General features: G+C 63.0%; 10 protein-coding genes. 2 read left to right on the plus strand and 8 right to left on the minus strand.

All coding sequences use genetic code 11. The features are described 5' to 3' along the window. Nucleotides 1–98: 98 nt before the first annotated feature. The 8 genes from AC1Q80_RS19705 to AC1Q80_RS19740 form a co-directional block, all read right to left on the minus strand. Nucleotides 99–1,313, minus strand: a complete 1,215-nt coding sequence (locus AC1Q80_RS19705) for a CaiB/BaiF CoA transferase family protein (RefSeq protein ID WP_492361534.1) — start codon at nt 1,311–1,313, stop codon at nt 99–101. Further along, the gene (locus tag AC1Q80_RS19710) at nt 1,310–2,365 is read right to left on the minus strand and encodes an ABC transporter ATP-binding protein (RefSeq protein ID WP_492361535.1); all 1,056 of its coding nucleotides are present in this window, start codon (nt 2,363–2,365) and stop codon (nt 1,310–1,312) included. The genes AC1Q80_RS19705 and AC1Q80_RS19710 overlap by 4 nt, the downstream gene beginning before the upstream one ends. Nucleotides 2,366–2,453: 88 nt before the next feature. Further along, a complete protein-coding gene (locus AC1Q80_RS19715; RefSeq protein ID WP_492361536.1) occupies nt 2,454–4,562 on the minus strand; it encodes an ADP-ribosylglycohydrolase family protein in 2,109 nt (702 codons plus the stop codon). 17 nt (nt 4,563–4,579) lie between these two features. Beyond that, nucleotides 4,580–5,764 (minus strand): ADP-ribosylglycohydrolase family protein, encoded by a 1,185-nt coding sequence (locus AC1Q80_RS19720; RefSeq protein WP_492361537.1) that lies wholly within the window; start codon nt 5,762–5,764, stop codon nt 4,580–4,582. Then, entirely contained in the window at nt 5,751–7,175 is a 1,425-nt protein-coding gene (locus tag AC1Q80_RS19725; RefSeq protein WP_492361538.1) for an extracellular solute-binding protein, read from the minus strand. The genes AC1Q80_RS19720 and AC1Q80_RS19725 overlap by 14 nt, the downstream gene beginning before the upstream one ends. A gap of 49 nt (nt 7,176–7,224) precedes the next feature. Beyond that, nucleotides 7,225–8,121: a carbohydrate ABC transporter permease gene (locus AC1Q80_RS19730; RefSeq protein ID WP_173421185.1), complete on the minus strand. Its 897-nt coding sequence runs from the start codon at nt 8,119–8,121 to the stop codon at nt 7,225–7,227. Continuing rightward, entirely contained in the window at nt 8,121–9,098 is a 978-nt protein-coding gene (locus tag AC1Q80_RS19735) for an ABC transporter permease (RefSeq protein WP_173421186.1), read from the minus strand. The genes AC1Q80_RS19730 and AC1Q80_RS19735 overlap by 1 nt, the downstream gene beginning before the upstream one ends. 3 nt (nt 9,099–9,101) lie before the next feature. After that, nucleotides 9,102–10,148: a LacI family DNA-binding transcriptional regulator gene (locus tag AC1Q80_RS19740; protein WP_173421187.1), complete on the minus strand. Its 1,047-nt coding sequence runs from the start codon at nt 10,146–10,148 to the stop codon at nt 9,102–9,104. Between the two features lie 709 nt (nt 10,149–10,857). On the opposite strand from AC1Q80_RS19740, the gene AC1Q80_RS19745 reads away from it, so the two are divergent. Both AC1Q80_RS19745 and nspC read left to right on the plus strand, forming a co-directional pair. Continuing rightward, entirely contained in the window at nt 10,858–11,676 is an 819-nt protein-coding gene (locus AC1Q80_RS19745; RefSeq protein ID WP_492361539.1) for a hypothetical protein, read from the plus strand. A gap of 61 nt (nt 11,677–11,737) precedes the next feature. Continuing rightward, complete coding sequence (nspC, locus tag AC1Q80_RS19750) at nt 11,738–12,835, plus strand: carboxynorspermidine decarboxylase (RefSeq protein WP_492361540.1); 1,098 nt, start codon at nt 11,738–11,740, stop codon at nt 12,833–12,835. Nucleotides 12,836–12,847 lie beyond the last annotated feature (12 nt).

A 12,847-nucleotide genomic window follows, 5' to 3' on the forward strand; every position in this document is an offset into this window, starting at 1 on the left:
GCAGCCTGCCGGGGCCGGCGAGGCCGCCGGGCGTAAAGTGCGGCCTTGCCACCCGGCTTCCTTCACGTCTTCGTCACGCGGTTTCGGTGTCGCGAGGCTTAACGGCCGGCATCCGTGATGGCAGCGACCGTCGCAGCGGAGAGCCCGACCTCCGCCAGCACCTCGGCCGTGTGTTCCCCGAGCGCGGGTGCCGGACGCCGGAAGCGCCCCGGCGTTTCGGACAGTCGCGGCACGATGTTGTGCATGGGCAGCGGCCCGTGCTCCGCATCGTCGAGCGATACGATCACCTCGCGCTCGGAAAAATGCGCGTCCTCGGTCGCGTCGGCAATGTTGTAGATCGGTCCGACCGTTGCGCCGCTGTCTCGCATGACAGCAAGTGCCTCGTCGTGAGAGCGAACGGCAAACCAGGCGCCGATCGCCTCATCGACCAGATCGCGATGCTTGAGGCGCTCGCTGTTGGAACGAAACCGCGGATCCTCGTTCATGTCGGCGCGGCCGATGATCTCGAAGATCCGTCGGGCGACGGCCGGTGTCGAGCCTGACAGCGCGACGTACTTGCCGTCGGCGCATTGATAGACGTTGCGCGGGCAGGCGGTGTTCGAGGCGCTGCCGATGCGCTCCTTGACGGTGCCGTTGAGCGCATAGATCGCGGCCTCTGGGCCGAGAACCGAGAAGATCGGCTCCAGCAGCGACAGGTCGATGACCTGTCCGCGCGCCCTGCCCTTTTCGCGCGCAAACAGCGCGGTCATCGTCGCCGACATGCCGTATACGCCGGCGATCATGTCGGCGAGCGCCAAGGGCGGCAGCACCGGCTCCCGGTCGGGAAAGCCGGTGCGGTAGGCGTAGCCGCTCATGCCTTCGACGATAGTGCCGAAGCCGGGAAATGCCGCATAGGGACCGGTCTGGCCGAAGCCGGACACACGCACGACGACGAGATCGGGATTGCGCACCAGAAGCTTGTCCGGGCCGAAGCCCATCTGTTCCAGTGTTCCCGGGCGGAAATTTTCGATGAAAACGTCGGCGCTCGCGACCAGTGCCCAGAGTGCCTCGCGATCGGCCGTTTCCCTGAGGTTGAGGACCACCGAGCGCTTGTTGCGCCCATAGGTCTTCCAGAACAACGACAGGCCTTCGTCCTTCCACTCGCGCAGCGGGTCGCCCGCCGGCGGCTCGATCTTGATCACGTCGGCGCCGAAATCGGCAAGCTGCAGCGACAGCATGTTGCCGGCGACCAGACGCGAAAGGTCAAGCACCTTGATCCCCTGAAGCGGCCCTACGGCATCAGGATCCCAGTGCTTTTTGACGAAATCGTTCATTGGAGGCGCCCGCCCGTCTTGTCGTCGAACAAAAGCACATTGGCCGTGTCGAAGCCGATTGTCACCTTCGCGCCCGACTGCAGAAGCGCGCTTTCGCCAAGAACCATGGTGATGTCGGTGGTCTCGACCCGAAGCATCACCTCCTGCGCATCCCCGGTCGGCTCGACCAGCACGACCTCGGCGGCGATGCCACTGTCGGCAAGGTGGATGTGCTGCGGGCGGATGCCGTAAACGATCTTGCGCCCCGAAGCGAGCCCGTGACCTGTGGGCAGCGGCAGCCGGGCGCCATCGGCAAGCCGCAGCATCTGGCCATCGACCTCGCCGCGCAAGAGGTTGATCTCAGGCGAGCCGATGAAGCTGGCAACGAACAGGTTCTGCGGGTTCTTGTAGAGCTCCAGCGGCGGCCCCATCTGCTCGATCTTGCCGCCGTTCAGAACCACGATCTTGTCGGCCATGGTCATGGCTTCCGTCTGGTCGTGGGTGACGTAGATCGTCGTCTTGCCCAGGCGCTGATGCAGCTTCTTGATCTCGCCGCGCATCTTCACCCGAAGCTTTGCATCGAGGTTGGAAAGCGGCTCGTCGAAGAGGAAGGCGCGCGGGTCGCGCACGATGGCGCGCCCCATGGCCACACGCTGGCGCTGGCCGCCCGACAGTTCGCGCGGGAGCCGCTCGAGCAGATGCCCGAGCCCGAGGATGTCGGCTGCTTCATCGACGCGACGCTTGATCTCGCTCTTCGACACGCCGGCGAGCTTCAGCGCGAAGCTCATATTGTCGGCCACCTTCATGTGCGGATAGAGCGCATAGCTCTGGAACACCATGGCAAGGTCGCGTTCCTTGGCCGGCATGTCGTTGACAATGCGGCCACCGATTGTGATCTCGCCGGCGCTGATGTCCTCTAGCCCTGCGATCATGCGCAAGAGCGTCGACTTCCCGCAGCCGGACGGGCCGACCAGGACGACGAATTCGCCGCTACCCATGTCGAGCGAAATATCGTCGAGCACCGACATGCTGCCGTAGCTCTTGCCCACATTCCTGAGTTCGATCTCGGACATGGTCTCTCCTCCCACTTGATATGCAGACGCGGTTCCCGGCTCCTCGCCGGCCCGTTTTTTAAGGGCCGGCGAGCGAGATCAGGGCCGCTCAGGCAGTCTCGACAATCTCGATCGTTCCGACACTCATGCGACCGAGCGCGCCGAGGCGAAGCCCAGCCATGCCATAGACGAACTGGCCGTCACGCGCCTCGATCAACGGCTTGCCGTCGATGGCGAAGGACAGCGCATCGCCCTTGAGGGTGAACGCGAAGCCGTAGCTCTTGCCAAGCTCACGCTTGAACGGTGCGCGCGCGAGAACGGTGGTGCCGAAATCCTCCTTGAGGATGACCACGTCGTCGCCGTCGAAGCCCGCGGCATAGAACCGGCTGGTGCCCTGCGCGCGGGCGGTGACCAGTTGCGAAGGTCCAGCAAGCGGCTTGATATCGGCAATCACCTCGACGTCGCGAGCGTAGTAGTGGCCCGTCCACATGTCGGCATCGCTGGCGGTATGCGCATGGATGCGACCATCCTGCAGGGTCCAGTGACCGCGGTTCCAGGTAAAGCGCGAGATTGCGCCCCATTCCTGCACTTCGCCCTTGGGGTCGATGACCGTGTGGCCAGCACCTTCGACCTTGAAGTCGGCGAGGAACAGGCGGCCGAGGAATTTCAACCGACCGAAATACTCGACCTGGATGCCGATCTCGTCGATCGCTTCGGCACCTTCAGGCACGGTGAACGCATAGTCCTGCCAACCCTCGTGGTTGGGCACGTGCCACGCGCCGGTCTCCTCGATCGCGCCGGATATGGCCCGGCGGATATAGGGGGCGACGCGCAGGTTGCCGTCGCCATTCCAGGGGTCGAGCCACAGCTTGAACGACACCGTCTGGCCGGCATCGACGAGCGGCGAGAACATCGGGCGGTAGCGCTCATCGTCGAAATCGGAACGGCGATAGAACGGCTTCCAGAAGATGCGTCCGCCCTGGCCGCGCTCGAGGCGGTCGAGCTGGATTTCGAGCGAACCGCGCGAACCTTCGGCCTGTTTCTCGGTCGAGCCCTTGAGGCTGATCTGGTTGAAGCCCTCGGTGCGGAAACCGTGGGTCGATCCGGGCAGGTCGAAGTCGAAGCGGACGCCACGGCGGGTGAAGTCTTCGAGCCAGAGAGCCGGCACGTCGTCACCACGCAGTTGAAGCGCCAGCACCGTCAGTTCTCGGACGAAGGACGGGATGTCGACGATATTGATCGAGCCGACGACGCCGGAGGCAACGATGAAGTCGTTGATCGGCTTTCTGTATTTGTCCCAACCCGGCTGAAGCCCTTGGAACGTGCCGACGATCGCTCCGGCATTGCCGGCGTTGCAGTCAGTGTCCCAGCCGGCCATGGTGGCGATCTCGGCAGTGCGCGGCAGGTCGCCTTCGCCATAGAGGATCGCCATGACGGTCACGCCGGCATTGGGGATGATGTGGCAGACTCCGGGATAACGGTCATAGCCCCAATCGGCAGTCAGCATGTCGCGGCAGGCGCGCCAGTTGCCGGGATTGGCCTTGTGGAAGTCGATCACCGCCTGCGCCACGCGGGCATAGGTGGATTTCGCGTCGATGGTCGCCATGGCGGCGGCGATCACCTCGGCGATCGAGGTCGCCTCGAAAGCCCCAGCGATGGCGGCGGCGCAGAAGCGCGCGCCGTTCAGGCCGTCGCCGTCATGGGCAACGCTCGCAGCGCGAGCCGAAGCGTCGGCTGCCTTCTGCGGCTCGCCCGGATGCACCCAGCCCCAGCTGTCGATGAAGATCTGGCCGCCGATCTGCTCGGCAACGGTCGCGCCGTTCTGGGCGATCGATCCGGATTGCGGCGCAGGAATGCCGGCACGCAGGTTGCGGTAGGCGGTGTGCTCGGTCGAAACCCCAAAGCCGCCCCACCAGTACATGCCATGCTCTTCGGCGGCATAGTTCACCCAGGTCTTGCCGACATCGGCAGCACTCGCCTTGAGGCCGTAGTCACGCAGCGCGCGAATGAAATAGACCGGGCCGTTGGTGTCGTCGTCGGCGGCGAAATTCTTGAAGTCCCGCAGATACTGGGTGACTTCGCCATAGGTCTTCTGGACGCGCTCATAGCTCCAGATCGTCGGTTCGACCGGGGCGCCCAGGCGAACGCCAATGGCCTTGCCGATGAAACCGGCATAGATCTTCTCGTAAATCGTCTCTTTGCTGAGCTTGGGCATCATGCGTCTTTCGTTATCGATCAGAATGTGAGGGCGGCGCGGAAGCTGGCCCGCCGGTCGGCGGCCGCCTGGTCGGCGGCAAGCATCGTCGTTGCCACTTCGGTGAAGCGATCGGCCGAAGCGGTGAGGTCGAGCCTGTTGGCCCGGTCGAGGAGGGCATGGTCGGCGTCGTCGATGACACCTTCGCCGTGCATCGCGCCGAGGATCGCACCAGCCATGACGCCGATGGAGTCAGTATCGCGACCGGAATTGATGCCGTCCTCGATCGAGCGGCGGAAATCTCCGTCGTTGAGCAGGCAGAACCCGAGCGCCAGCGGCAGCTCCTCGATCGAACCGAGGCGGCTCGGCTGATAGGCGGCCGTCAGGCGACCTGCCTTGGCGGCGGTATGGTTGACGTCGTCGCCCATGGGAGAATAGGGCGCGATCGCCGCGTGGAAGGCGGCAACGACCGTCTGATGATCAGCACCTTGCACCTTGAGCTTGCGGGCAACGTCTGCGATGTCGGCAATGGCGTTGCGCGTCCCGTCCTTGGCCAATGCCAGAACGGCTTCGATCACGCCTTCGATATCAGTTCCCGGAACGAACGCCGCGGCAACCGCAGCGGCAAACACGCCCGCCGCCTCAAGCCCGAAACTCTCCTGGTGGCCGGAGGCAAACGCGATCGCCTCGTCATAGGCGGCCCTCGGATCGCAGGCGTTGACGACGCCGATTGGCGCGACATACATCGCGGCACCACAATTGACCATGTTGCCGATGCCGCCCTGGCGCGGATCGCACGATGTCAGCTGGTGGCGCTGGAAGATCCATTTCTCCGGATAGAAAAGGCGCTCGATCAGCATCGCTTCGCGCTGCAGTTCCGGCACGTAGCGCGGCACCCAGGCGATCTGCCTGACCATACCGTCGGCCATGTCCCAGGCATCGAGATGCCGGCCGACGTCACCATAGATATCCATGAGGCAGAGCGTCATCAGCGTGTCGTCGGTGACGATGCCGTTGCCGCGCACCCGGCCGTTGCGGGCCGTAGCGTCAAGCGACATCTTGTGCCACTCGGTGTCCAGCGAGCTGACCCGGCCATATCGCTTAGCGATTTCGGCGGCCGGCAGTTTTTCGACCGGCGCCCCCATGGCGTCGCCAAGCGCGACGCCATGGATGAGCGCGCGGACTCTCCCTTTGAGAGAGAGCCCTTGAACGCTACTTTTGTGCATCGAGAACAGTCCTTGCATACTCGTTGAGACGTTTGCCACCGGCCGCTTCCCACTCCGCGACGTACTGATCCCACTGATCCATCTTGGCGGCGCCGGAGATGAACTTGTAGACCCAGGAGCGGTAGACGTTTTCAGTGGCATCGAGATCGGCGGCATAGTCGGCCGGCCAGACGAAGGTGTTGTCCGGCTTGAAGTCCTTCTGGATCGTCGCCAGCGATTGCTGGGCCGCTTCCGACTGCCAGACAACAGGCGGGGTCCAGTTCGCTGCAACCATGAAGCGGGCATACCAGGTGGCGATCTTGTCGGTGACCTTATAGGCGTCACCGTCCTTGGTGTATTCCTGGCCTTCGAAGCCGAGGCGGTCGAACATCTGGCCTTCCGGGCTTGCCATGAAGTCCAAGAGCTTCATCACTTCGGCCTTGTGTTCCGACACCGACGAGATCGCAAAGCCGCGCGATTCCTTGGAGACGTCGACGGCGGCGAGACCCTGGCCGCCCGGTCCCTTCGGCGGCGACAGCAGCACGAGCTCGGTGCCCGGATGAACCTGGCGCATCTTGCCGCCATAGATGTCGATAACCTCGCCGGAGGAGCCGAAGATCACGCCGGCGCGGCCGGTGTAGAACTTGTCTTCCTTCACGTCGAACTTGGTGGTGATGTATTCGGGATCGTAGAGGCCCTGCTCGCGCAGCGAGGCGTAGAAGGCGATCTTGTCCTTCTCCTGCGTGGTGGTGCGCGCATGCACCCACTCGCCGCCTGCGTTCTTCATCCAGGTGCCGGTGATGCCGAAGGCCTGGTTGAAGATCGAATCGAGCTCGTTGGTGTTGTCGGCCGTGGTCACGCCATAGCTGTCGGCGACACCGTTGCCGTCGAGATCGCCGTCCTTGATCGCCTTGAACAGGGTGACATAGTCTTCGACGGTTTCAGGCGCCTTGAGGCCGGTCTTTTCCAGCCAGTCCTTGCGGATCACTGGCTGGGGGCCGCGCACCGGATAGACGTAGAGCAGGTACGGATAGTTCTTGAGGCGCTCGACATTGTGCGGCCACAGCGCGTCCTTCAGGTACTTGGTGTCGGCCAGCATCGGGCCGAGATCCTCGAGCACCCCCTGCTCGACCATCTTGGCGTCGCCGCCCTGGAAATAGATCAGGTCCGGGATGTCTCCCGAGAGCAGCATGACAGACAGCTTGTCGGCATAGCCGGAAGATGGCAGGTCGACGAGTTCGATGTCCAGATCGGTGCCCTGCGCCCGAAGCGCGTCCTCAATGCGCTGCAGGTGCTTGACGTCGTCGGGGTTGGACGGGGTGAAGTCCTTGGACACCACCCGGATCTTGACCGGTTCGGCCAATGTCGGGGCGGCAGCACCGAGGCTGAGCGCCAGGGCTGTCGATGCCAGCAGGACCATTTTTCTAAGCATTTCGTCTCCTCCGTTTAGATAGGCTTCTTTGTTTGAACGCGTGTCTTCGTCACCCCTTGAGCGCGCCGCTCATGGTTCCCTTGGTGAAGAATTTCAGGATCAGCGGGTAGATCGCCAGGATCGGCACGATGGTGAGCAGGATCATGCCGGCTTTCAGCGATCTCAGGTCGATCTGGCTGGCGCCGGTGTTGTTGCTGGCGTTGTTGGCGCCGACGATCGCGACCTTGTCGCCATCGATGACGAACTGGCGCAGCACCACCTGCAACGGCCATTTGCCCTGATCGTTCAGATAGATCATCGCGCGGAAGAACTCGTTCCAGTGAAAGACGAGATAGAACAGCGAGATGGTCGCGAGCGCCGGCTTTGCGAGCGGCAGGACCAGATGCCAGAACACCTGGAACGGGTTGGCGCCATCCAGTTCGGCAGCCTCCAGCAGTTCCTGCGGAATCTCCTCGAAGAAACGGATGAGGATGATCAGATACCAGGCATTGACCGCCTTGAAGAGGATCACCGACCAGTAGCTGTCGAGGAGGCCCAGACGCTTGTTGACGAAATAGTCGGGAATGATGCCCGGCTCGAACACGATGGTGACGAGCACGAGGATAAACAGCGCCTTGCGACCCGGCAGGCCGGGCCTTGAAAGCCCCCAGGCCATCAGCGCGGTACCGACCACGCCGATCACGGTGCTGACAGCGGTGATGAAGATCGAGTTGAAGATGCCGCGCTGCACATTGGGGTGCTGCAGCAGAACACTCCAGACCTCGAAGGAGAACCCTCGAGGGATGATGGTCAGCCCGCTCATGCCCGGCACCTTTGCCGGGTTCGACAGCGAGACGGCGAGCAGGTTGAGGATCGGCTGGACGGTGACGACGACGAGCAGCAGCAGCGTCGAGACGATGATCGCATATTCGATGCGTTCGATCGGGGTCTTGCGCGACAGGGCCATTACCAGACTCCCTTTCCGGTCAAACGCTTGGAAACGAAATGGGCGATTACGATCATCATCGTGCCGAGCACGGCCTTGAAGAGGCCTGCGGCCGTTGCCAGCGAGTATTCGCCGGTCTGCAGCCCGATGCGGTAGACATAGGTGTCGACGATATCGATCTTGCTGCGCACCACGTCGTTGGAGAGGTTGATCACCTGGTTGAGGTCGGCGTTGAGGAACATGCCGGCATTGAGGATGAACAGCGTCGCGATCGTCGGTACGATGCCGGGCAGCGTGACGTGGCGGATCTTCTGCCAGCGGTTGGCGCCATCGATCTCGGCGGCATCATAAAGCTGCTGGTCGATGGCGATGATGGCGGCGAGATAAAGCAGGCTGTCCCAACCGGCCGAACGCCAGATCTCGGTGAACACCAGCACCCAGCGGATCGCGCCCGTATCGGTCATGAACGACCGCGGCGCGATGCCGGCCATGCCCATGATATTGTTGACCGCGCCATCGGTCGGCGACAGCGCCGCGATGAAGATGCCGGCGATCACCACCCAGGACAGGAAGTGCGGCAGATAGATCGCCGACTGGATGAACTTGCGCAGCGAACCGCCGCGCACCTCGTTCAACAGCAGCGCGACGATGATCGGCACCGGCAGGAAGAACACCATCTTCATGGCCGAGATGATCAGGGTGTTGGCCAGCACCTGCCAGAACACCGGCGAGGAGAACAGCACCTGGAAATGCTTGATGCCGACCCAGATGTTGGGTGGCACGATGCGGACCTGTTCGAAGGCGATGCGCGCCTCCCAGATCGGCAGGTAATGGAAGATGAGGAAGAACAGGATGCCCGGCGCCATCATGACGTAATAGGGCCACCACCGGCGCCAGCCATCGGCGGCGACCGCAACGCGCCCCTGCCTGCGGCGCGCGCTCGATTTGGGAACGTTCCCAAATTTAGGCGACATCACCGCCTCGTCACGATTGGTCATTGCTTACCCCCTCCCGGAGCTTGCTGCGCGTCTGGGCTGGTTGAGCGACAGATCGGCCAATGAGCCGCGCTCGATCAGCCGGCATGGCATGAACACCCGGCCATGCTCGGGGCGGCCGGCGATTTCATCGAACAGGCAATCGACGGCGCGCACGCCGATCTCACGCCCGGGCTTGGCGACCGTCGTCAGTCCCGGCCAGGAAAATGCGCCTGCGGGAATGCCGTCGAAGCCGAGGATGGAGACGTCTTCCGGGCAACGCAGACCGGCTTCGCGCACGGCGACCATGGCGCCGAGCGCCATCAGATCGTTGGCGGCGAAAACCGCGAGATGGCCGACCCGGTCGCGTGCAAGCAGCCGCATCATCGCGGTGCGCCCGCCTTCGACGGTATATTCGCCATCTTCCATCGGCAGTGCTGCCGGGTCGATGTCGCGCTCGACGCAATGTTCATGAAAAGTGCGCAGAAACCGGGCCCGCGCGATACGCGATTTCGGCCCGAGGATCAGCGCCGGCGCGTGATGCCCCTTGGACACCAGATGGTCCATGCCGAGCCTGACCGCCTGGGCAATATCGGAACCGACGGAAGAATTGGCCGGAAAACGTTCAGCACTCGAACCGATCAGCACGAAGGGCAGCCCGAACCTGTCGAGATCGTCGAAGCTGTCGGCAACCGGATTGATGATGGCGCCATCGACCCGCGCCTGCCGCAGGGCACGCAGATGGCTCGCCTCGCGGCCATGATCCCAATCGGAGGAAAACACCAGGAGCGAAGTGCCGTTTTCGGCCGCGCGGTCCTGCGCACCGCGCGCCACCTCGGCCCAGAACGGGTTGGTGATATCAGGAATGACAAGGCCGAGCAGGCCTGTGCGGCCGGAGCGCATGCCGACGGCCAGATCGTTGCGCTCATAGCCGACGGCACGGGCGGCCTCGAGCACACGCTCGCGCGCCTCGTCCGTAACATTGGACGCGCCGGAGAGTGCCCGGCCGGCGGTGCTCTTCGACACCCCCGCCTTTCGCGCGACGTCAATGATCGTCGGCCGCCTCCGCTGCATTCCACACGCCCTCCCATGGCATGAATTCGTGGGAACGTTACCACGGAGATTTCGAGTCCGCAAGCCCGCCCGATTTCGGACGTGGTTTTGCCGGTCTTGTTGTGGTGTCAAAAGAAAAAGGCCACCGTAGAACCGGCGGCCTCAAAGTGAGAGATATGACCTCCACGCAAAGCGAGAGGTGTAACCTCCAGAGGGAACATCGCTATCGCAGCCGGGAGGATGGCTGCACATCAAGCGACCGTCATAATGTGACAGCACGGCGCCCGGTTCTCAATCAATGCAAAACCAGAACTGAAGCCCGAGAGGGATCGCTCTTCCAAGATTCGCATGACCGCCGCGATTTTTTGCTACTCCTCATTTTCTCGTACGTTCTGGCGCCGCGCATGCCCCGTTCGGGAAGCCGCATCGATGACCGAAAGCCACGCCGGAGAGTGCGGCGCTTGCGCACACCGGGCCCATCGCCTTGACTTATGCGCCGTCGCATTTACGATAGTGGCATGCTGATCGTGACTTCATATGCCCTTCGAGAACCCGTGCGCCTCAAAGCGGGATCGTAACCCGGCCGCGGCTTTTACCGTGCGCGACCGGGGCATGTCACGCCATCCCAGCTATCTCCCTGCTAGCTGAGACGATGAAATCGGTCGCCGCCTCGCACCGCCACAAGCGGACTTCCTGATAGCGAGCAGGCCTTAGCTCTCGACAGCATGTAATGAAAAATCTTCCCCAAACTGCCGGCTGGCGCTCCGGCCTGCTTACCGCGTTCGACATCGCAACCGCGCTCGGCGAAAGCCGGGCGGCGCTCGCCGAGCTGTTCGACTGCAACACGCTGAAAAGCACACGACGGGCTGCTTGCGCAGACGGCCCAGAGCAATTCGAGCTCGACGCGGCGGCACGCACCAGCCTCGCCATCATCCATTCGCTTCGCTGCGACGCCGACCTGAAATGCCACGTTGCCGAGCAGGCGCTTTCGAACTGGCCGCAGATCCCCGTGTCGGTCGCCCGCATTGTCGACTTCGAGCCCGAAACGTCGCACGACACCGGCGCGCGCTTTGAACCGGCATCCGCCGCCGACCCGTTCCAGTTTTTTGGACCATTTGCCGCAGAACCGCTGCCCGTCGCCATGCTCGACGACTACATCGACCTGATCGACGGACGATATCTGCTGTGGCGCAGACCGAAGTGCGATCCACATGGCATTGCGACCGCGATCCATGCCAGCCAGGAACGCCTTCGCCTCGACCCGCAGGATGCGGCCGCGCAAGCCGATTTTCTTGAGGCCGCGGCCGTGCTGAGGCAAACGGGCGAACACGATCTGATCTGGCTAGGCTCGATCAGGGGCGAAGAGTTCTGCCCGACACCGGCTGCCAACCAATCTTCGCTACCCGAACAACTGCCCACCGCACCGATGATCGGCGAGGCGGGTAACGTCGGCACGTTGGCCATGAACTATCGCTCCAAAAGCTCGATCAATATCTCGCTTGCCGCCCGCGCCATGAAGCGGCGGGCGCTGGGGCTAACCGTCAGATAACCCTGGCCTGCCCACCGACAGCCCAAGCATCCGAAGACATCTTGAAGACACAAGGCACATCATGATCCAGACCCCCTACTATCTGATCGACAAGGCGAAGCTCCTTCGCAACATGGAGAAGATCGCCTATGTGCGCGAAAAATCCGGCGCCAAGGCGCTGCTCGCGCTCAAATGCTTCGCCACATGGTCGGTCTTCGATCTGATGCGCGAATACATGGATGGTACGACGTCCTCCTCACTCTACGAGGTGCGGCTCGGCCGCGAAAAATTCGGCGGCGAAACCCATGCCTATAGCGTCGCCTATGGCGACAATGAAATTGACGAGGTGATCGGCCATGCCGACAAGATCATCTTCAACTCGATCGGCCAGCTCGACCGCTTCGCCGACAAGGCGTCCGGCATTGCCCGCGGGCTGCGCCTCAATCCGGGAATGAGCTCGTCCAGTTTCGACCTTGCCGATCCCGCCCGCCCCTTCAGCCGGCTCGGCGAATGGGATGCGGCCCGGATCGAGACTGCGATGAACCGCATCAACGGCTTCATGATCCACAACAACTGCGAGAACAGGGATTTCGGCCTATTCGACCGGATGCTGGGCGAGGTCGAGGAAAGGTTCGGCGGACTGCTTTCCCGCGCCGACTGGGTCAGTCTCGGCGGCGGCATTCATTTTACCGGCGACGACTATCCGGTCGACGCCTTCTGCGAGCGCTTGAAGGCCTTTTCCGGCCGTCATGGCGTTCAGGTCTATTTGGAGCCCGGCGAAGCCGCGATCACCCGCAGCACGACGCTCGAGACCACCGTTCTCGACACGCTCAACAACGGCAAGGACCTCGCCATCGTCGACAGCTCGATCGAGGCGCACATGCTCGACCTCTTGATCTACCGCGAAAGCGCCAAGGTCGAGCCGAACGAAGGCCCGCACAGCATCATGGTCTGCGGCAAGTCGTGCCTCGCCGGCGACATCTTCGGCGAGTTCCGCTTTCCGGAGCCGCTGAAGGTCGGCGACCGCGTCTCGTTCCAGGATGCGGCCGGCTACACCATGGTCAAGAAGAACTGGTTCAACGGCGTCGGCATGCCGTCGATCGCCATCAGAGAGCTTGACGGCAGCGTCAGGCTCGTCCGCGAATTTTCATTCGCCGACTACGAACAGAGCCTCTCCTAAGGCTCGTCATAC

The organism is Ensifer sp. GW823-FHT05D09 (assembly GCF_058795755.1).